Genomic DNA, 21,361 nt, shown 5'->3' with positions numbered 1-21,361 from the left:
TGGAATTTGAGATTGGCGATTTCAGACTATTTTCATCTCAACATCCACCACCCCAAAGTCCCCAATTAATAAACCCCAGCTATACCAAGCCGGGGTTTTACAAATCTCTTTTTGCCATGGTCAAACCACTATGAGTCTTCATGGAACAAATGGAGTGCAAACCTAGGCAGGATATTTAAGTCAAGGACACCTGCTGTCTCCGGCTTGGTATATTTAATTTTGGAGTGAGGCGATGGGAAATTTCCCATTACCCGACCTAATACTTAAGCTACTTCTGTTGTTTTCAGCTCGCGTAAAGCACCAACATCAATTCTGATGGCAGGTCCCATGGTTGCGGAAATATACATGGTGCGCCAGTAACGACCCTTGGCACCGGAAGGACGGTTACGGTCAATGGACTCTTGCAACGCCTTCAAGTTTACCAGCAAATCTTCTGGGGCGAAAGCCGCCTTACCAAACATAACATGAACGATACCTGTTTTGTCTGCCCGATATTCTAATTTACCTGCTTTAAATTCGGCGATCGCCCCTGCTAAGTCAAAGGTCACAGTACCACCCTTGGGTGATGGCATTAATCCACGGGGACCAAGTAATTTACCTAACTTGGCTACCTGGGGCATAACATCGGGGGTGGCAATCAACTTATCAAAGTCCATCATGCCTTTTTGAATATCATCGATTAATTCTTCCGAACCAACGATATCCGCACCCGCACTGGTAGCTTCTGCTACTTTTTCACCACGGGTAATGACTGCGACTCTAACAACTTGTCCCGTTCCCTTGGGCAAAACAACAGTGGTCCGTAACTGTTGGTCTGTATATTTTGGGTCAATTCCTAGGCGAATATGGGCTTCTGCTGCTTCGGGAAATTTGGCTGTTGCTGTATCTTTCAGCAGCTGTAATGCTTCTAAAGGCGCGTAGTCTTTATCTTCTACCTTGGCTACGAGCGCTTGCAAACGTTTTGATATTTTTCTTGCCATTCTTTATCTCCTGGGGTGACTAGCGAGGAAAATCTCTCCCCCTGTGAATTAAGGATTTGAGTTGGGATAGTTCTATAACCTAGCAATTGAGTCACAAGGACAAAATCACTAATCGGTGATTGTTACACCCATGTTACGGGCTGTACCAGCAATAATTTTCATTGCCGCGTCAATGTCATTGGCATTGAGGTCGGGCATTTTGGTTTGAGCAATCTGCCGTAGTTGCTCTGTTGTAATGGATCCAACTTTTTTCTTATTCGGTTCGTTGGAACCTCTCTCAATCTTAGCTGCTTTGGTAATTAATACCGACGCAGGAGGTGTTTTGAGTACAAAGGTGAAACTCCGGTCTTCATAAACGGAGATTTCCACAGGAATCACCATCCCAGCTTGGTCAGCTGTTTTGGCGTTGTACTCCTTACAAAACATCATGATGTTCACACCGTGTTGACCCAAAGCAGGACCAACTGGCGGTGCTGGGTTGGCTTTTCCGGCATTCAGAGCCAACTTAATGACCGCTACGACTTTTTTTGCCATTTCTAACTAGCTTTGTTTCTGAACCTGATTAAATTCCAATTCTACTGGTGTATCCCTGCCAAAGATTGATAACAAGGCTTTGAGTTTGCTCCGTTCGGGGCTGACTTCAATTACCTCACCTTCAAAATCTTTGAATGGACCAGACAGCACGATTATCTTATCACCAGCAGCCATGTCAATTTTGACAATTGGTTCCTGTTCTGCTGTCTGCTTAAAGATTCGCTCTACTTCCGCATGACCTAGGGGTACAGGTTTGACGTGACCGCGACCTTTGCCGCTACCACCTCGTCTCTGCTCTGCTCCCACAAAATTAATCACATGGGAAGTATTACGTACCACCTGCCACACATGGTCATCCATAATCATTTTGACTAGGACATAACCGGGAAAAACTTTTTCCTCTGTGTGTTGACGGCTACCATCCTTACGGATTTTCACTGCTGGCGTGTGGGGAATCTCTACCTGAAAAATCCTGTCAGCGACATCAAAGGTTTGGATACGCTGTTCCAAATTCGTTTTGACACGCTTCTCACAGCCAGAGGCAACTTGCACTGCATACCAACGAGATTCTTTGTAAATATCACTCGTTGAGTCTGCTGATTCCTCCGACTGCAACGTTAAATCTGAGCTTTCGTCTGTTGCAGAAGTCATCAGAACACCTGTTGTGCTGCCCAAGTAAAGAATTTGTCTACTAAAAATATCAAAGCTGCGGAGAGCGTCACCATGAGTAATACGCCAGCTGATTCACTGACTAACTGTTGGCGACTGGGCCAGACAACCTTTTCAAATTCTTCCTTGAGTCCTTGAAAGAAGTTAGTGACATTGACTCCACTGGTGGCTTCTGGCATTTCTGCTTCATTTTTTTTAGCCACGGCTCTTTACTCTCCTATTTGCTGATTCAGCTGTTAACTAACTTGCGATGGTTGAGTTGGGCTTTTGCTCCTATCAACATCTCTTTGAATGCGAGACAGTACAAACATAGCTGCAATTATACTCGACTTTTCAAAGCTGTAGAGACGCGGTTTGCTTGACTCGCTGAGGAGTTGTGCTTACGCGTCTCTACATTTTTATCGCGGATAGCGCGCCCTGGAGGACTTGAACCCCCGACATCAGGTTTTGGAGACCTGCGTTCTACCAACTGAACTAAGAGCGCACCAGCTATCTTGAGATTCAGTTATAAAGTTAATGCTTTCATACAAGCTTTAACTAGTGTAACGCAATTTGGCAGTTTTGCTCAAGATATTTTTTCAGGGAGTTTGTTTGAGCGGCACAAGCCGCTTTTTTAGGCTTTCTCCCATATTAGGGTTATCTGGTAATCACAGTGAGCGGTCAAAGCGTTGCTTAATCCGTGTCGCCTTACCAACACGCTTACGGAGGTAGTAAAGTTTAGCCCGACGAACTTTACCACGTCGGATGATTTTGATGGTTTCAATGCGGGGAGAGTGAACGAGGAAGACACGTTCGACACCGATACCTTGGAAGACACGGCGAACCGTAATGGTTTCGTTGATGCCACCGTTACGCATGGAAATCACCACACCTTCATAGGGCTGGATACGGTATTTTTCGCCTTCTTTAATTTTGACACCAACACGGACGGTGTCACCGACATAGATATCGGGTAGATTGGATTTGAGTTGTTCCGCTTCGATGGAGCGGATAATTTCCTGAGTGTTCATTATAGTTTATAAAAAACTCACGATCATCCATCATAAATCCTTCCAGGTTTTCAGTCTAGCCATTTTGCATGATCTGACTTCGGAAGAGTGAATACTGAAATATAAACAGGGACATCTTATGGTATGGTTTGCGGGATATTTATGCTGTTTGGGGGTGGTTCACAACCCCTAATTCAAATATAGAAAGATTTAGTATATGAAGTTTAGTATTGTGATTACCACTTATAATCGCTTGGATTTACTGAAAAGAGCGATCGCCTCTGGGTTACAACAGACAATGGTGTCAGAGGTAGTAGTTGCTGATGACTGCTCTGGGGATGGAACTGAGGAATATGTTCGGGGATTGATTGAGGAGCTTGCTGGGGATAGTCGGCTAGTTTATCATCGCAATCAGGTAAATTTGGGTCATTCGGCAACGGTGAATGCAGGGGTTGCTGTCAGTAGTGGCGACTGGATTAAGTTTTTGGATGATGATGATTACCTGGCAAGTGATTGTATTGCAGAAATGGCGCGGGCGATCGCTCTATGTCCGGAAGCGGTAATTTGTTCTTGTATCGCGGCTCAAGTCAATAGTCAAGGTGTAGAGTTGAGTCGTACACCTGTTATGGGTTCGGGATTAGCGGTATACGTTCCCCAGGCTGATATTCATTATGGAATGCTACTAGAATTATTACCTTTTGGTACACCTGTTCAAGTTGCTTGTAAGCGAGAGGCTTTTTTACAGACTGGGGGTTGGGATTCGAGTTTAGATGGCAATTGTGACGATATTGATTGTTGGGTTCGGGTTGCTGAGTATGGTGGTGGGATTTTTGTGAATCGGTGTTTAGCCTATCGCACTGTGTGGTCAGGAGCCTATAACCAAAAATTTGCAATTGCTCGACGACTAGAGGCTAATATTTTGATGAAAGAAAAAATATACGCTTTAGTTAACGAAAAATACCGCGATCGCCTACCACCCATCTCAATCATCAAAGATTATTTGAAATTACATTGGATATTAGCTGCTTGCAAGCAATATAAATTCCTCAGCGCTATGAGTATTCTGTCTCCTGTTGTGCTTTCTCACTCGGCTTGGCGGATTTTAATATTTGCTATGTTTACTCGTCACTCCAGAAAAAACCCAGACAAACCTGACATTCACCAAGTCACTATTATTCCTAACATGAGCAATCCTTGAAATGTATCTTGTACTACATTGGTTCCACAAAAATACGATAAGTCACACAAGATAACTTCTCCCTTTTCCCAATTTTGGCAACAGTATTACTTGCGACAGAGTTTCTGAGTGCCACATTTCCTTGTAGAATCAAAGTATTAAGTTTTATGTGCCAGTGTCAAGCCGTCAATACAGCTTGATACCTAGTATGTAATTTCCACAGCTTCCGTAGAAGCCTTAAACTGGAAAACGGTAAAGAGAGGATTTCACAAAAATGGCATTTACACAGCCCCCCCTTCCATTTGCAATGGATGCGCTTGAGCCTTACGGCATGAAAGCTGAAACCTTTGAGTATCACTACGGCAAGCATCACAAAGCTTATGTAGATAACCTCAATAAGCTGACAGAAGGAAAAGATTTAGCAGATAAATCTTTAGAGGAAGTAATTACCATTGCTTTCAAAGATGCTTCCTTAACAGGTATTTTTAACAACGCAGCTCAGGTATGGAATCATACCTTCTTTTGGAGTTGCCTCAAACCCGCAGGTGGTGGCGCTCCCACTGGAGATTTAGCTGCTAGAATCGATAAGGATTTTGGTAGTTTTGACAAGTTCAAAGAGGATTTTTCCACTGCTGCTGCTACCCAATTTGGTAGTGGTTGGGCTTGGTTAGTTGATGATAATGGTACTCTGAAAATTACCAAAACTCCGAATGCGGAAAATCCCCTGGTCCATGGACAAAAACCATTATTAACCCTGGATGTGTGGGAACACGCTTATTACGTTGACTTTAGAAATGCTCGTCCTGCTTTCATCAAAAACTTCTTAGATAATTTGGTGAACTGGGATTTTGTTGCAGAACGTTTGGCTGCCTAGTTTTGACAATTGCAGGAATTTGTATATTTTTAGTTATCCTGCTTCGGATTTAACTATCCTTAGTTTGGCAAAACGGGAAAGTTAAATTTTAAATTTTGGTGAGCAGTCACATTTTCTGTGGCTGCTTTTATATAAAATTCTATTTGTTTTCCCAAGCTCTCTGATTACATAACTTAACTTTTGATAATCTACCATCCTAACTTTATGAATAGCACTGAATTAGCACAATATTTAGAAGCGACTAATAGTATGTATAAACCATGGCTATTGGTGCAGTTGCGTCTAACAAAATTAGCAGAGATGAAAAATATGATTAGTGAGGATGATTATGCTCGCAGATTAGAAGATATTCACCAAGATTTAATGAATTTGGGTGAATGGTGGCAAGGAATTGAAGATGAGGTATTTGGTAGCTAATACTAGGGGTAAGGGAATGATGAGTAATAGACTGCTAGATTTCTATTCCCATCAGATTTTGTGTTTTTTTCAATTATTCCTCTACTCCTCTAACTTCTTGTGTTTCAGCCAAAAGGCAAAAATGGGCTAAATCGCAGCCATAAAAATACATCACAGATTTTAGTTCGCGAAGTACTTATCCACCAGTACACACGTCACAATACACGAAAAATTTTTGCCCCACTCCTTGACTATTTTGTTATCACCTAGAAAAAATATTTTCTTGTCGCCCAAATATGTGAAGATATATATCCTAATGTTGGCGGCGCGTTGATCACGGTGAAGTGAGTCATGGATTACAAAGAAGCAGGGGTTGATGTAGAAGCTGGTCGTGCTTTTGTGGATAATATCCGCAATCTTGTACACAGTACTTTCAGATCGGAAGTATTAGGAGGTTTAGGGGGTTTTGGTGGCTGTTTTCAGTTACCGAGTGGATATGAGCAACCCGTTTTAGTCTCTGGTACCGATGGAGTGGGTACAAAGCTGAAAATTGCCCATATGCTGAATTGTCATGATACTGTGGGTATCGATTTAGTTGCAATGTGTGTCAATGATGTGTTGACATCGGGAGCAGAACCACTATTTTTTCTAGATTATTTGGCGACTGGTAAGCTAGAAAAAGAGCAACTAACCCAGGTTGTAGAAGGTGTGGCAACTGGGTGTAAGCAAGCTGGTTGTGCTTTGTTGGGAGGAGAAACCGCAGAAATGCCAGGTTTTTACCAAGTGGGAGAGTATGACTTGGCGGGTTTTTGTGTGGGGATTGTGGAAAAAAGTCGGATGCTGGATGGTTCCCAGGTACAGCTGGGAGATGTGGCGATCGCTCTTCCTAGTAGTGGTGTCCATAGTAATGGTTTTAGCTTAGTCAGAAAAATTATTAGTGATCAAGGTTTAAGTTGGAGCGATACTCCAGAAGTATTTGGGGGCAAAACCCTAGGAGAAATCTTCCTCACACCCACTCATATTTACGTCAAACCTGTAATTGCTGCTATCAAAGCAGGTTTTGATATTCATGGTATGGCACATATCACAGGTGGTGGATTACCGGAAAATTTACCACGTTGTCTGAGTGCAGGACAAGGAATCAGAATTAACCCTAATTCTTGGCAGATTCCCCCTGTATTCTCATGGTTAGCCACCACTGGAGATGTCAATCCTGCGGCGATGTATAACACTTTTAATATGGGTATTGGCTTCGTTTTACTTGTACCACCGTCTCAGTCTATGGAAGTAATCACTCACTTTCAGTCACAAAATATTGCTGCTTGTATCATTGGTGAAGTGATTTCTGGTTCTGGAGAAATAGTTGGAATACCAATGTAAATCACAATTACGACATCGAATTTGTAATCAAACTTGTCCTACTCAAGCATTAATTCTTGATATGTCTAAGTTTGGTGGTTTTTCTGATAATTACTACCTGGGGAATTAACGGATACTCTAGGCAATTCTTTTTACATACTATAGACAACACTGATATCAATTACTCATGACCGTCTGTCTGGGAATTTGCTAACGTAGTCTTAACATATTGAAAAAATTACCCAGGATATGTAAAAGATAACTACTGACGGACAGGGTAGGAAGTGAAGAAAGTAAAAATGACACTTAATCTTACAGAGAAAAACTGTCACCGTACCTATAACCTTTGTTGGCAGTCTACATCAAGAAAGTGTTAAAAATTCCATAAATTGGGAAAAGAGGGGGTTATGACTGTTAATTATGCCCGCATGACAGCTTCCAAAAGCTCCTTGGAAGAATTATTACCAAAAATTGATGCCCAAAGTTGTCCGAGGTGCTTCAATTTTCATATGCATACCGTCCATTCTGACGGAAAACTCCTACCGAGTGCAGTCATGGAACAGGCGATCGCCATTGGCTTACAAGGGATGGCAATTACTGACCACCATAGTGTTAACGGATACCAAATTGCTCTGCAATGGATTGAAGATTGGCAATGGAAAAACCCAGGAGCTAAAGTACCACAGCTCTGGAGTGGGGTAGAAATAAATGCCAACCTGTTGAATGTGGAAGTCCACATATTGGCATATGCCTTTGACACGCAAGAGTTGAGTATAAAACCTTACCTTCAGCGACGAGTCACCACAGGCGAAGAATATCAAGCAGCATCTGTGATTACCGCAATTCATGAAGCTGGAGGATTAGCAGTACTTGCACACCCTGCAAGATATCGGCGATCGCACCGTGATTTAATTCCTGCTGCTGCCGAATTGGGTATTGATGGTGTAGAGTCCTTTTATGCCTATAATAATCCCCATCCTTGGCGACCTAGCGTTATCGAATCAGAGCAAGTTCAGCAATTAGCAACTACGTACGGCTTGTATAATACCTGTGGAACTGATACCCATGGTTTAAGTTTGTTGCAAAGAATATAGTCATGAATTGTCTATTATTATTCTCCTGGTCTCATCCACCAGGAAGTAATCACCGCTCACTGTAATCATCACCAGGGTGTTCTCTTGCTTTTGATTTCACAGATTAACAATGAAAATTTTACTAGTAGATGATGACCCAATACTTGTATCCTTGCTCAACGCACATCTTATAGAAGAACATTACATTGTCGATATTGCGACAGATGGGCAAGAAGCATGGGAATTTGTCGAAACATCTCACTACGATTTAATCATTTTAGATGTCATGCTCCCCAAATTAGATGGCATCAGTTTATGTCAACGTTTACGGAAAAAAGGTGACAAAACTCTGATTCTTTTGCTGACGGCAAAAGGTATGAGTGATGATAAAATCATGGGCTTAAATGCAGGTGCTGATGACTATATTGTCAAACCTGTTCCCTTGCCAGAATTAGCTGCAAAAATCCGCGCCCTATTACGCAGACAATTCTCTCCTACTTCTTCTACCTTAAGGTGGGGAAATATTTGTCTTAATTTTACTAAACATGAAGCATTCTATAATGATACTTTACTGAATTTGACTTCAAAAGAATATGCTTTATTAGAACTACTATTACACGATTCTGAGAAAATTTATAGCCAAACAACTATTCTCAATCAACTCTGGTCGCTCACAGATGATTTGCCAGGAGGAGATACTGTCAGAGCTTTAGTTAAAAGATTACGTCAAAAATTAAAAGCAGTTAGTAATGAAGATTTAATTGAAAATATCTATGGTGTGGGTTATCGTCTGAATCCTAAGTTTGTGACGGATAATATCCAGAATGAGCACAGTTATCAAAAACAAAAAATTAACTCAGAATTTTGGCAAGAAACTAAATCCTACGTAGCCAAAGAGTTGCAATTATTAGAAGCTTCTATTCTCAATAAAACTGGAGATGCCGCAAAAAAGATTGCTCATAAGATGATTTCCCATATGGGTATTCTGGGCTTAGAATCTGGAGTGGAAATAGCGATAAAATTGGAACAATTATTTTCTGAGAATCATCTTATGTCCTCCGATGATATCAAATTCTATCATCAGCAGGTACAAAAATTAGTTTCCTTAGTAGAAGATATTAGTATTTATCATTTAGAGCAACAATTCAATTATCAGCAACAGAAAAAATCAGAAGCAAAATTACTAATTTTAGATGATGACTGGATAACTCTCAGATTTTTACAAACCCTATTGGAACCATGGGGTTTACAAGTGACTCTTTCCAAAGAAATCCAAAATTTTTGGCAGCAATTAGAGATAATAAAACCCGATTTACTAATTCTCGATATCCAAATGCCAGATGTTAATGGTTTGGAATTATGTCAACAATTACGTAATGATGATAAATGGGCTTGGATACCAATAATTTTTTTAACCGGCAAGCGAGATGCTGAGACAATTCAGCAGGTGTTTACTGTTGGTGCTGACGACTATGTTAGCAAACCGGTGGTTGCTCCTGAGCTAATTACTCGTCTTTTTAATCGTTTAGAGCGTACCCGTTTATTACAAGAATATCGCAAGTAAATAACTATAATATTATCGGCAATTTTTCACATACAATTGTAAGAGCAAGACTACACAGTATCTCTACTCATCATAAACAAATAAATATTTACTTAACGCTGTGGATACTCTCAAGACGCATGTGTAGTTTGCATAGAAACTAATGCTTTTGCATATACTTTTTCTTGAAATGGGACAAAGCTTGTTCTACTTGCTGATATTCTGTTTCCAACTGATAAACTAAGCCAGATATATTTTCTGCGGGTTCTTTTTTGGCATTTTTCTCTAGCTGCTTACAGACACTTGCTAATTGATGAGCGCCTAAGGTCGCACTACTAGAGTATAATTTATGTGCCATATTTTCCAGACTTTGATAATCTTTTTTATTTCTAGCTTTGTGCATGTTGGCTAGCAGACTTGTACCATCTTCCAGATAGGTATCAATAACTTCAATCACAAAGCTTTCTGGATTTCCGCTACTATTAAATTTTGCTATCTGTAACAATTCGTCTAAAGTATTCATATCCACACAGTCTGGGCGATAGGATGGATTGGGATGGTTTTCTTCTTTGGTAGTTAGAGGAACATTTTTGAGAGCTGCTACCAATTCAGGAATCCGGATAGGTTTAGCAAGATAATCATTCATCCCCGCAGCCAAACAAGTCTCACGATCATTGAACATCGCATTAGCAGTTAAGGCAATAATCCAAGGGCGATCGCTAGATGCTAATTCTTGACGAATCTTTTGAGTAGCTTCCAAACCATCCATTTTTGGCATCCGTACATCCATGAGAATGACATCGTAGCTTTGAGAACGTAATGCATCTAACACCTCAACACCATTACTCGCTAAATCTGCTTTATATCCCATACGCTGCAATGTCAAGCAAATAATTCTTTGATTGACTAAATTATCATCAGCTAGGAGAATCCGTAAAGGATGTGTCTTAGCCATCTGAGCATCTATGACTTCATCAGTGGCTTTAGTCTCAGGCTTGACTTTTTGAGTCTCTATTTTCTTTTGGATGATAGGGGCAGCAATTGTAAAGTAAAATGTAGTACCCACACCCTCCTCACTATCTACCCAAATTGCACCTCCCATACGTTCGCACAGCTGTTTACAAATAGCTAAACCTAAACCAGTACCACCATATTCACGGGTAGTACTAGGATTGACTTGACTAAAGCTTTGGAAAAGACGATGCAGGCGATCGCTGGGAATTCCAATACCAGTATCTTTAACTGCAAAAATAAGCTCCTGAGGCTCTTTACCCTTATCATTACCTGGACGAATCTGCACAGAAATTTCTATACTGCCAACATCAGTAAATTTAATTGCATTACTTAATAAGTTAACCAAAATTTGTTTAACTCTGACAATATCACTAAAAATTGTAATATCAATATCATCTGCAAATGTTAAAATCAGACTCAAGTTTTTCGATTTTGCAGAATTTTCTAACAGTTTTATACAATCATCCAGGCAACTTTTTAAACTAAAAGGATGAATTTCTAACTCTAGCTTTCCTGATTCTATCTTGTAAAAATCAAGAATATCATTAATGATTCGCAGTAAATGTTGATTGCTATTATTAATAGTATTTATAAAATCTCTTTGTTCCTCTGTCAGTGTGGTATTGAGCAAAAGATTTGTGATACCTGTAACTGAGGCAATAGGTGTACGAATTTCATGGTTCATCATGGCAATAAATTCTTGCTTTGCCAATTCTGCTTGTTTGCGTTCCCGAATATCACGTATGATATAGATGTATCCTTGAAATGTTTTAATATCTGTTTTAACAAAGGAGCAAGATAGGGAAATGGGAATCTTTATCCCACTTTTGCTTAAGCAATAAGTCTCAACTTCTTGATTATATACAATCTTAAAATCAGGGATAATATTAGCAAATTTTTGACCAATTAATTCTGCTTCTGTATATTCCAGTAGTTTTTGAGAAGCTGCATTTGCTGTCTGAATTTTGCCAGTTAAATTTGTCACAACAAGGGCATCTGCCATGGAAGATATAATCTGGTCAATATATTCTTTAGAAGCAGCAATTGTGCTTAATAAAAGATGAGCTTCATTGACACCCTGTACCAAGGATTTTTCTAACTGTATTTTCTCAGTTACATCTTCGACAATGAGAATAACTTCGTCAAAGAAATTATTGTTTTTAATATTGCGAGTCAAGCAAATTTGAATATAGTTAGTAGAATTATCTTCTCTAAATCTGGCAACTGCATTTAATTCCCACTTATCAAGTTTCTTTTGGCAGATGTCCATGATAATATCTTCCATTCCCACTAATTCGGGAAATCCATGTCTCACATCTTTGCCAACTTGTATATCACCCTGATGATAGACAAATTCCTTCATCCCAGGAGAAATTGTCTTAATCTGAAAATCAGTGTCAAAGATTAAATATTCGACACTCCGCAAACATAAAAGATTATTGAGAAATGAATTCATCATAAGAGAATGAGTTTATGAGCTAATTCTGTAAATATTTCATCCACGTTATTACCTGTTTTTGCTGATGTCAAATAAGTTGCCGTAATCTGTGTCGATAAAAGAGATTGGCATTCCTGTATTGCTTTTTCTGTATATTCTAACTCGATTAAATCAGCTTTATTGAGGGCAATAATTACACAAGCTTGAGGGTTAATAGATAAAAATTGCTGGATATGTTGTCGGAGGTTCTTAATTGTCTCGCTACGAGTCATATCAGCAACGATAACTGCTCCCCTTGCTCCCTGCAAGTAGTTAGGGGCAATACCCTTAAATTTCTGGCTGCCTTCAACATCCCAGATAATTAATTGTAAACTATTAGATGATGGACTTTTTATATCGGTGGTTATTACCTTACGAGAAATCTTAACTCCAACTGTAGCTAAATATTGATCACTAAACTCTCCATCCACAAATCGACGAATTAAGCTAGTTTTTCCTACTCCAAAATCACCAATCAGACAAATTTTCTGTGAAGTATATTTCATAATTTGGACATGGAAGATAAATGCAAGAGTAATGATTATCGCATCAAGCACATCTGAAAGATGTATACGGAAAAATTGCTTTCTCTATGATGTTAAAAAAATTATCCAAAAATAAGTTATTGAACAACTTCGAGAACAACACAACGTCTTAACCATGTAGGTTGAGTTTTATCCACACCTAGAGGAAGATTAGTGGAGCCATTAATACGAAGACGAGAGGGTTCTACCCCTTGGTGAATGAGAGCTTGCTGAACAGATTTTGCTCTTGCCAGAGCTAATTGTCCAGAAGAGATGGGAGATATATCATCATTACTATAACCAATTATCTTGAGATTATTTTGCGGATGCCGTTGCAGGAAAGACTTAACTTGCTGTAACTTGTATCCATAATCTGAAATTAGCAAATTAGCTGAGTTATATCGAAAGTAAAAACGTATTCCGACTTTTAATGGTTGCGCTCTGACAAAACTTGAGATGGTTTTGACTCCAGGAATTTGCTCAAAAGCATGACTGACTTTAAGTATGTCTTGATCGTGCTTCACAGTACCAGATATTTTTACTAAACCTTCAGAATAAGTCGTTGCGATCGCCACACCTGTAATTTGATTCAATGTTCGAGTGACTCGTTTAACTTCATCTGCTGCCAAAACTGGATCTGGAGGTATTTCTACAGCTAAAATCTGATTATCCAACTGCCATTGAGGTGCAGAATTTTGAGCAACTTGCTCCGCTTTTTGGCGTAATGGTTGATTAGGTACTTTACCACTCAGTTGCAATTTTCCCCTATGGGATTGTACAGTGAGACGGTAAACTGCTAATTCTGGGGTGGAAGCTAATGCCAGAGTAGTTTTATGTTCCACGCCACCTATTATATTATTATGATATTGCCATGCACCCCAAGGTAGACAAATTGCTGCCAAGGATATACCAGCGATCATACTTAAGGGTGAAACTTTTGAGGAAGATTTTTTGAGTTGGTGGCTATTTCGCAGAGTTTCTAAAAGATTATTGACTTGCTCAGGAATAATAGTTTGATCACCAATAAAGTTTTCAATAATGTCTCCATATTGTTTAATAATATTAGATAGAGTTTGACGCACCTTCCATTTAAATTCTTGAGTTGGTTCTCCTTGAATCACAATTGCTAAATAACAATAACCAGCAACTTCTAAAATAATTTGGGATGCACCATAATCAATAGCATTGAGTTCCGAGTTTATATGGGAGTTAGCAATACAATCATTGGCAAAACTACGAATAGCTGTGAGCATGCCGGCAAACATATCTGATTCTGTCTGTTGTTCCGATGGTTGAATTTCTGCAATTACTAAACCAGATATTTTATGAATTAAAAAAACAGCTTGCACTCTCAAAGGTATCGCTTCTCTGAGAATTAATTCTGCCTCGGAAACACCTTGTAACTTGGCGCGAATTTTACGTTTAATACCTTCTGTACTGAGAGTATTTTCAATTTTTTGATTAATTGTACGGACTGTTTCCGCCATATATTTGGCAATTGTACTACCAATCACGGGGTAAAGAGCATCAATAATTTCATCTTTCTCATTTTCCACCTGCTTCTTGATTGCTGAACCCATTGTAGGGGCGATCGCCTCGGCAAATTCTTCAGGAGCAATCTGAATTTGATGGCTAATAGCTGGAGGAATTATCGGGGCTAGGGATTCACCCATGATATCCTTTTCTACTTCTGTTCTGTTACGAATCGCTCCATCAATCAGAGGAGAAATAATTCTGGCAAATTCTTCTTGGGATTCGTCAATGTTTAATTTTAATAGTTCTGCAATTAAGGGTTGTAAAAGTTTAATCAGTTCTTGTGGCTCATGCAGTTGATATGTAATTTCAGTGATGTTTTTTTGAATATCACCTATTTTATTTCCAACTAATAAATCTTGTAATTTTTCAAAGGCGGCAAAGCCCTCTTCCTCATTTTGTTCAGCTTCTTCTAAAACATCTTGTCTCTTGATGCTGATGTTCTCAATAGTTTCTTCACTATTATGGCTAGTTAATTTCGGATAATCAAAAGCATCACTAATACCTATGAGATTAATTGTATTTTTCGGAGTTTCTTCTGCAAGAGATATATCAAATTCTGATACCTGATTTTGCTCAAGAGTAATTTCTACATTTTCTAAATCAGCAATATTGACATCATCATCTTGAGATTTATTTGGCACTGATATCAAATTCATTTCAACTAGAATATTCGTCAGATTTTCTAATTGTATTTTTTCTTCTTGAGTTAGCTCTACAGGGATAAGTGGATATTTTTGTGACATATCATAGAAATATTCATTAATATCAATTATTCATTTCATCAATTAGGCAGATACAAAAAAATATCAATATAGCAGGAATTACACATTACTTAAAATCCTATATTGCACTTGTGGTTTTGGATATAAATTTATGTATTTCCCTGGAATTATGTCTACCTATTTATAAATACAAGTAAATATCTAGAGATACAAAATGCCATACCTCTAGATAAAGTTATATAGTTATAAGTTAGTCCTTAACTATCAAGGCTATGAGAATGGGTGAGCAATCTTGATAATTGAGTACTTTCCAAAAGGTTTAACTGGCTATAGTCTTCTTCATTTGCATCTACCGCTTTTTGTAATTGAGGAATGAACTCCTCTCCCTTTAAACGCATTCCCAAAGCAAACAAAGTTTCTGCCATATCTGCACGAGAAACTTTTGTATTCTGTAATTGTGAGCAATGTCTTTCTAATTCCTCTAAAACTAAATCCCGCAATGCGGTAATATCATCCTGTAATTGAGCTTTGCCATGATTAAGTTCATCGCGGATAGATTTTGTTTGATTATCCAAAGATTCATCTAGTGACTGTAAACTACTGGAGAATCTGCGATTGAGACGATCCAACAACTGACGCAAATCGGCAGTTTCTTCTTGGGTAGAGAGACTCAGTAATTTCAGTTTTTTGTCGTTTCCTTCCAAAGCTGTCTTGAGTTCGATAGTAAAGCTTGTTTTCAACTGTTCTAATTGCGATCGCACTTCTTGCTGTAACAATCCAACATTAGATTCCAATTTACTAAATCGATTTTCATATTCTCGCAAATGCGCCCCAAAAATAATATCGCGTATTTGGTCAATATTGCCGAGACGTTCACGCACATCTTCTCTACTCATCTCACTCATACCGAGAACTCCATTTCCTAGGTAAATCACTTGAGAATCACAGGTAACAACTCCCTAAATAGCCAAAAATACTAGCCAAGAATGGGAAAAATCACCTTAACCTCGAAGATATACTCAGTATTCCCTTGTCTCTCGTCGGAATTACTATGGCGTTCGTATTTTTTGTATCACCACATGCTTAAAAAAGATTTTCTAGGTTGTCACAATTTTGTCACAGCCATTTATCTAATCTGAATACATGGTTGACTGAGAGCAAGTTTAACAAGCTTGAAACCTAATCTCTGAGTCGAATATCTGCAACTACCTCACTCACGGGAGTGGTTTCAAACCAAAACTTACACCTTCAGCCAGAATTACTTTTGCTGTTTTTCCCTTTTGAAGATTGAGTACTAAGTACTCAATCTTTTTTCAAAAACAACTAGTAAGACGAGAGTACCACTATGCCTATTGTTTATTCCCCAGAGTTGCGCCATCAAATTATTACAGCTTACACATCAGGAGAAGGTTCACAACGTCAACTTGCAAGACGCTTTAAAGTGAGTATGACTTTTATCCAGAAATTGTGGCGTGAATATCGAACAACCGGAAATGTTCGCCCTGTCTCTAACACATATCAAAATTTTTCTGACAAGTCACAAGGGAATCCAGAGCCAGAATTTTTCCTCTCAGATAACTCCTATGACAGCGATCGCGACAGCTGCCAATCGTTATTCCTGGAAAGATGTTACGCCAACCATATCTCCCATCACCAGAAAAAAAAGTCAAAAAATTGAAAAATTAATATTTTCCAGCCATAATTAATTCTTGTCTGTGGTCAAAGATGCTAGTATTTCCCCTATGGGGACGGAAAAAGTAGATAGGGAAATCACCCTCCTCTGAGTAAAATTAAGATGCCAGCACCCCAGCGTAGTAACCAAAATCTGCAAAATCTCCTCAACGCATCCACTTCTACAGAGTTAGTCACCCTTGCCTTTGATGTGACACCTGTGGGTAATTTGATACTGTTCCCAGAATACGCTATAGGGCTTCATGCCTGGTTTCTTGATCAGGTGCGTCAAAGTAACCCCGAACTTTCCCAGTATTTGCATGATGGTGAATCGGAAAAACCCTTTGCAATATCTCGTCTAGAAGGAGAAATCGCTACTAATGGTAAACAGCAGGTACTAATTGCCCAGAAAAATTACCGTTGGTATGTATCTGCACTGTCGCAAAATCTGGTGCAATGGATGGCTGATTGGTTAGGAAATTTACCAGCTAACATTGAACTTCGTACCACACCTCTACAAATCCAAGCTGTTAGTTTCGCCCATCCACCAACGAGCTACGCCCAACTGCTGCAACAAAAAGCATCTAAAAATCTCGCTCTAAGTTTTATTAGCCCGACGAGTTTCCGCCGCAAAGCCCATCACTTTCCCTTACCTTTACCTTTTAACGTCTTTCAAAGCTATTTGAGACGTTGGAATGATTTTTCTGGGCACCCTGTAGATGGGGAGAAATTTCTCGAGTGGGTGGATAATCATGTGATTATTACCCGACATCAAATTGCTACCCAAAAGGTTCCCGCAGGCAAACGAGGTATGCTGACTGGGTTTATTGGAAGCGTGGAATTTACTTTGACAACAAATGCTGCCCAACATCCGGAGTACGGGCAATTATTCCATAGTTTAGGTCAACTCGCGCCCTACTGTGGTACAGGACATAAAACGACTTTTGGTTTAGGGCAAACTAGACTGGGATGGTTGCAAAAAGCGCCAGAAGCAGAAGCTCCCAATCTGGAAGCTAGCTTGGCACAACGGATTGCCCAATTGACAGAAATATTTATGCAGCAGCAAAAACGCACTGGTGGGGAAAGAGCAATATCAGTGTGTCAGACGCGGGCTACCATACTAGCACGTCGAGAGATTGGGGAGCCTATTAAGGATATTGCCGCCTCATTGAATATGAACCCGGAAACGGTGAAGACATATATTAAATTGGCTCGTCGGGCGTTAGCTGAAAGCTAGCATCTCTGAAAGTCATCCCTAATCCTTGTGAAGAGATATTCTGTTTCAACGCTGCTTCCAGGTTGGGGCAGGTTGAAAGATAGTGAATTAGAATAATGTTCTGAAATTAAAGTGGGTTGAAAGGAGTGCTGCGATCGTACACCGCATTAGATGTGTATAATAGTTCAATCAGAATTTTAAGGACAAATAATTTGTCAACGCGGACACTAATGTGTCACCACGGACAAATAATTTGGCAATCGACAACAAGTATAATGGAGAATAGGGAGCTCGAATCCCTGACCTCTGCGGTGCGATCGCAGCACTCTACCAACTGAGCTAATTCCCCTTAGTTAACGGTAAACAGCACTATTCACCACTGTTATTATAGCATAAATGGCTTTGCGCCCTAACTCTCAACTGTGACTCCAGCAAAAACTTCCTGTACCCGTTCCAACTCCAAATCCATCAGGTAGTCTACAGCCCAATTTGCCAAGCGTTGCATGAAATGAAAGGGGTAGGTATTCGCCACACCAACAACTTGCATCCCGGCTTGATTCGCTGCTTGAATACCTGCGGGGGTGTCTTCAATGGCTAAACATTCTGTCGGCAATAAATTTAAATCTGGATATTTGTGATTGAGTCGCTCTACGGCTAGTAAGTAACCCTCTGGTTCGGGTTTGCTAGTGGTAGTATCTTCACCTGTAACAATTACGGCAAAATGCTCTTGGAAGTCAGTTCTGGCGAGAACCGTGTCAATTTCTTTCGCAACTGCACCACTGACAATTCCTAGATGTAAATTGAGCGATCGCGCTTGAAATATCAAGTCTTCTAAACCAGAATACAAAGGTAACTTTTCTAACTTTGCCATTTCCTGGGCGTAATTTGCCGCCTTACGCATTAACAACTGTGTCAAATATTCCTCAGGGAGAACTCTACCCCGACTGGTAAACAGTTCCTGGAAATATAGGCGATCGCTACGCCCTAACAAACTTTGACGCTCAATTAACTTTTGCGGCTGGAGATTTTCTTGAATCAGAATCTCATCAATCAATTGTAAATGGATGGATTCGTCGTTAATAATCACACCGTTGAAATCGAATAATATTGCCTTTAAACTCATGCTGTTGTTTCAAAAGCTGGGGAAGGATAACCTTGCCAATCCTGATTATCTATGATTGTGTCTGCCATCGTTGTTGTAGTGACAGGGTTGTTATGTATAGGTTTGATACCACTTGTCACCTGGTTCATCCACCAGACATCTTGTGTACGCACTGCACCAAAACCAACGGTATCCATCCAAGCATCCACATTTTCCACTGAGTAATCACGAATGTAAGGCTCTTCAAAAACATTATTCAGCCATTTTAACTGACGCAGGGTTTTTTGATTGCCATCAAAAATTACAACTTGTCCACCTACCTTAAGTAAGCGCCAACATTCCCGGAGAATATTTATAGATACACTGGTGGGGGTTTCATGGAAAAGCAATGCTGCTGTCACCAAATCAAAACTAGCGTTGGCAAAACCTGTATTTTCTGCATTCCCATGACACCAGCGAATGTCAAGATTAGCACTCATAGCTTTATGCTCTGCTCGCACTAACATATAGGGTGATAAATCTAAACCGATAACTTCGGCAGTGGGAAAAGCTTGTTTTAACATTAAAGTTGTTGAACCTGTACCACAACCCAAATCCAAGATTCTCTGGGGTTTTACCTTGACTACATCAATCAACGCTTGACGGTTCCAGGTTTCATTGGGTGGTAACACATACTGGGTAATTGGATCGTAGCTAATCGCAGCAGTGGGGTTAAGATATCCATTTTCGATACCATGGAAATTTTTACTACTGTAGTATTCTGGTAATTCCACTGACAAATTGCGGTGGCGATCGCTCTCCTTTTGCCAATCTACACTTTTGGCATAGCGCTGCATTTCCTCTTCGTCAATCAAGAAACGTACTACAGGAGCCAAAAAGCTTTCCCAGATTGTATTTTCACCTTTTGCCATGTTGGAAATTATAATTAAATATTTGACTACTAATAGTGGTTACGCTGCTTATCTTGTAAGTATTGTAGCTAATCCTAGGGAAAAGTACTACTTGACAGGCATAATCATCCTGAAGTACAAATGTAGTATAAGAGTTTTTATATAGTCAAATTTATCCCTGTGATTTGTCTCGGCAATCAACAAAAGGAGTATTTTATGATTTATCAAAATCTCTTTTGAATAGTTGTTGTCAAATTGCAGTATGAATCAAAATTACATAAATATGTGAGGAAAAAATCGATGAAAGCCTGGAATAAAATCTAATTTTTAAAGCTTTTAATTCCCTCGGTTTCAGCCCTGAGATAATGAAGTGGCTACAAGTAAAGCAAAAGTTTAATTTTTAAATCATCAAAACAGCAAATTTATATGTCTTACGAAAAGTTAGAATTCTCTCAAGCTACACCTGTTTACTCTTGGGCAAATCATGCCCTAGGACACGAAGAAACCAAAATGGCAAAGAATGTCGCGTCCTTGCCCTTTGTATTTAAACATGTTGCTTTAATGCCAGATGTTCACCTTGGAAAAGGTGCGTTAGTTGGGTCTGTAATTGCGACAAAAGAAGCTATTATTCCTGCGGCTGTGGGGGTGGATATTGGTTGCGGTATGTGTGCAATTAAAACACCCTTTAACGGTGATAAATTAGAAGGCAAATTGAAGAAAATTCGCCAAGATATTGAAGCTGCAATTCCCACGGGATTTGATGAAAATCAAGATGTCGAAAAAACAGTTTCTAACTGGCAACGTTGGCAAAACTTCAAAGATTTACATTCTGGTGTACAAGACTTAGAAGTTAAAGCCATGCGGCAAATGGGTTCCCTCGGAGGTGGGAATCATTTTATCGAAGTTTGTCTTGATGCCGAGAATCAAGTTTGGCTGATGTTGCATTCCGGTTCCCGCAATATTGGTAACAAACTCGCAAAATGTCACATCAGTACTGCCAAAGAATTGGCAAAAATGGCTGGTGAAAGATTACCCGATCCAGACTTAGCAAATTTTGTCGCAGGGACAGAGGAATTTCGCGCCTACTGGCATGATTTACAATGGGCACAGGATTATGCTCGTGTCAATCGGGAAGTGATGATGGCACGCTTTAAGCGTATTGTGGAAAAGCACCTCGCAGGGGGGAAACCAACTAAACCTTTATTAGAGGTAAACTGTCATCACAACTATGCTGAAAAAGAGGTACATTTTGGCGAAGAAGTCTATGTAACTCGCAAAGGTGCAGTGCGTGCCCAAGAAAATGACTATGGTATTATACCTGGCTCTATGGGTACTAAATCCTACATTGTGAAGGGTAAGGGTTGTGCTGATAGTTTCTGTTCCTGTAGCCATGGTGCGGGAAGGGTGTTATCCCGTAGCAAAGCTAAAAATGTCTACACTTTGGATGATTTGATTCAACAAACAGCCGGGGTGGAATGTCGCAAAGACTCTGGAATTTTAGATGAAATTCCTGCCGCTTATAAACCTATAGATCAGGTAATGGAAAATCAATCTGATTTAGTGGAAGTGGTGGCAACTTTGAAGCAAGTAGTTTGCGTTAAAGGTTAAGAGGAAT

Annotated in this window: 20 protein-coding genes, 2 tRNA genes and 1 other annotated feature; of the genes, 9 read left to right on the top strand and 13 right to left on the bottom strand. The window is 39.6% G+C overall.

Features of this window, described 5'->3' with window-relative positions; all coding sequences use genetic code 11:
• Positions 1–58: 58 nt before the first annotated feature.
• Positions 59–221, bottom strand: a sequence feature (ribosomal protein L10 leader region).
• A 42-nt stretch (positions 222–263) separates the two neighbouring features.
• The 6 genes from rplA to rplS form a co-directional block, all read right to left on the bottom strand.
• Positions 264–980 (bottom strand): 50S ribosomal protein L1, encoded by a 717-nt coding sequence (gene rplA, locus IJ00_RS13030; protein WP_035153669.1) that lies wholly within the window; start codon positions 978–980, stop codon positions 264–266.
• Positions 981–1,088: 108 nt separating this feature from the next.
• Complete coding sequence (rplK, locus tag IJ00_RS13025) at positions 1,089–1,514, bottom strand: 50S ribosomal protein L11 (RefSeq protein WP_035153667.1); 426 nt, start codon at positions 1,512–1,514, stop codon at positions 1,089–1,091.
• Positions 1,515–1,520: 6 nt separating this feature from the next.
• Complete coding sequence (gene nusG, locus IJ00_RS13020; RefSeq protein WP_035153666.1) at positions 1,521–2,165, bottom strand: transcription termination/antitermination protein NusG; 645 nt, start codon at positions 2,163–2,165, stop codon at positions 1,521–1,523.
• The gene (gene secE, locus IJ00_RS13015; protein WP_035153664.1) at positions 2,165–2,386 is read right to left on the bottom strand and encodes a preprotein translocase subunit SecE; all 222 of its coding nucleotides are present in this window, start codon (positions 2,384–2,386) and stop codon (positions 2,165–2,167) included. The genes nusG and secE overlap by 1 nt, the downstream gene beginning before the upstream one ends.
• Before the next feature lie 208 nt (positions 2,387–2,594).
• Positions 2,595–2,667 (bottom strand) — tRNA-Trp (locus IJ00_RS13010).
• A 163-nt stretch (positions 2,668–2,830) separates the two neighbouring features.
• Positions 2,831–3,193: a 50S ribosomal protein L19 gene (gene rplS, locus IJ00_RS13005; protein WP_035153663.1), complete on the bottom strand. Its 363-nt coding sequence runs from the start codon at positions 3,191–3,193 to the stop codon at positions 2,831–2,833.
• Between the two features lie 196 nt (positions 3,194–3,389).
• Between rplS and IJ00_RS13000 the strand changes: the two genes are divergently transcribed.
• The 6 genes from IJ00_RS13000 (at position 3,390) to IJ00_RS12975 (ending at position 9,615) form a co-directional block, all read left to right on the top strand.
• On the top strand, positions 3,390–4,370 hold the full coding sequence (locus IJ00_RS13000; protein ID WP_035153662.1) for a glycosyltransferase family A protein: 981 nt from the start codon (positions 3,390–3,392) through the stop codon (positions 4,368–4,370).
• A 253-nt stretch (positions 4,371–4,623) separates the two neighbouring features.
• On the top strand, positions 4,624–5,223 hold the full coding sequence (locus IJ00_RS12995) for a superoxide dismutase (protein WP_035153660.1): 600 nt from the start codon (positions 4,624–4,626) through the stop codon (positions 5,221–5,223).
• A 204-nt stretch (positions 5,224–5,427) separates the two neighbouring features.
• Complete coding sequence (locus IJ00_RS12990) at positions 5,428–5,640, top strand: hypothetical protein (protein WP_035153659.1); 213 nt, start codon at positions 5,428–5,430, stop codon at positions 5,638–5,640.
• A 330-nt stretch (positions 5,641–5,970) separates the two neighbouring features.
• A complete protein-coding gene (gene purM / locus IJ00_RS12985) occupies positions 5,971–6,999 on the top strand; it encodes a phosphoribosylformylglycinamidine cyclo-ligase (RefSeq protein ID WP_035153657.1) in 1,029 nt (342 codons plus the stop codon).
• Between the two features lie 386 nt (positions 7,000–7,385).
• Complete coding sequence (locus IJ00_RS12980; protein WP_035153656.1) at positions 7,386–8,072, top strand: PHP domain-containing protein; 687 nt, start codon at positions 7,386–7,388, stop codon at positions 8,070–8,072.
• A 109-nt stretch (positions 8,073–8,181) separates the two neighbouring features.
• The gene (locus IJ00_RS12975; RefSeq protein WP_035153655.1) at positions 8,182–9,615 is read left to right on the top strand and encodes a response regulator transcription factor; all 1,434 of its coding nucleotides are present in this window, start codon (positions 8,182–8,184) and stop codon (positions 9,613–9,615) included.
• Between the two features lie 139 nt (positions 9,616–9,754).
• On the opposite strand, the gene IJ00_RS12970 is transcribed toward IJ00_RS12975, so the two are convergent.
• The 4 genes from IJ00_RS12970 to IJ00_RS12955 all read right to left on the bottom strand — a co-directional run bounded on the left by IJ00_RS12970 (position 9,755) and on the right by IJ00_RS12955 (position 15,772).
• Positions 9,755–12,067 (bottom strand): PAS domain-containing hybrid sensor histidine kinase/response regulator, encoded by a 2,313-nt coding sequence (locus IJ00_RS12970; RefSeq protein ID WP_052754457.1) that lies wholly within the window; start codon positions 12,065–12,067, stop codon positions 9,755–9,757.
• Positions 12,064–12,591, bottom strand: coding sequence for a Rab family GTPase (locus IJ00_RS12965; RefSeq protein WP_082127320.1), 528 nt, complete (start codon positions 12,589–12,591; stop codon positions 12,064–12,066). The genes IJ00_RS12970 and IJ00_RS12965 overlap by 4 nt, the downstream gene beginning before the upstream one ends.
• A 116-nt stretch (positions 12,592–12,707) precedes the next feature.
• The gene (locus tag IJ00_RS12960; RefSeq protein ID WP_052754456.1) at positions 12,708–14,888 is read right to left on the bottom strand and encodes a BON domain-containing protein; all 2,181 of its coding nucleotides are present in this window, start codon (positions 14,886–14,888) and stop codon (positions 12,708–12,710) included.
• Positions 14,889–15,124: 236 nt separating this feature from the next.
• A complete protein-coding gene (locus IJ00_RS12955) occupies positions 15,125–15,772 on the bottom strand; it encodes a hypothetical protein (RefSeq protein ID WP_035153654.1) in 648 nt (215 codons plus the stop codon).
• A 440-nt stretch (positions 15,773–16,212) separates the two neighbouring features.
• Between IJ00_RS12955 and IJ00_RS28385 the strand changes: the two genes are divergently transcribed.
• Positions 16,213–16,545, top strand: coding sequence for a hypothetical protein (locus IJ00_RS28385; RefSeq protein ID WP_144416036.1), 333 nt, complete (start codon positions 16,213–16,215; stop codon positions 16,543–16,545).
• Positions 16,546–16,662: 117 nt separating this feature from the next.
• Positions 16,663–17,775, top strand: a complete 1,113-nt coding sequence (cas6, locus tag IJ00_RS12950; protein ID WP_035153653.1) for a CRISPR-associated endoribonuclease Cas6 — start codon at positions 16,663–16,665, stop codon at positions 17,773–17,775.
• Between the two features lie 255 nt (positions 17,776–18,030).
• Here cas6 and IJ00_RS12945 read toward each other — a convergent pair.
• The 3 genes from IJ00_RS12945 to IJ00_RS12935 form a co-directional block, all read right to left on the bottom strand.
• Positions 18,031–18,103 (bottom strand) — tRNA-Ala (locus tag IJ00_RS12945).
• Positions 18,104–18,163: 60 nt separating this feature from the next.
• Complete coding sequence (locus IJ00_RS12940; protein ID WP_035153651.1) at positions 18,164–18,877, bottom strand: HAD family phosphatase; 714 nt, start codon at positions 18,875–18,877, stop codon at positions 18,164–18,166.
• On the bottom strand, positions 18,874–19,767 hold the full coding sequence (locus IJ00_RS12935) for a class I SAM-dependent methyltransferase (protein ID WP_035153649.1): 894 nt from the start codon (positions 19,765–19,767) through the stop codon (positions 18,874–18,876). Before IJ00_RS12935 ends, IJ00_RS12940 begins: the two co-directional genes overlap by 4 nt.
• Positions 19,768–20,172: 405 nt before the next feature.
• Here IJ00_RS12935 and IJ00_RS12930 point away from each other — a divergent pair, with 405 nt between their 5' ends.
• Positions 20,173–21,354 carry an RtcB family protein gene (locus IJ00_RS12930; RefSeq protein WP_035153647.1) on the top strand — a complete coding sequence of 394 codons (1,182 nt, stop codon included), beginning with the start codon at positions 20,173–20,175 and terminating at the stop codon, positions 21,352–21,354.
• Positions 21,355–21,361 lie beyond the last annotated feature (7 nt).

The organism is Calothrix sp. 336/3, assembly GCF_000734895.2.
Taxonomy (GTDB): Bacteria; Cyanobacteriota; Cyanobacteriia; order Cyanobacteriales; family Nostocaceae; genus 336-3.
Note: the sequence above shows the minus strand (reverse complement) of the source record. Positions and strands in the feature narration are given on the sequence as shown.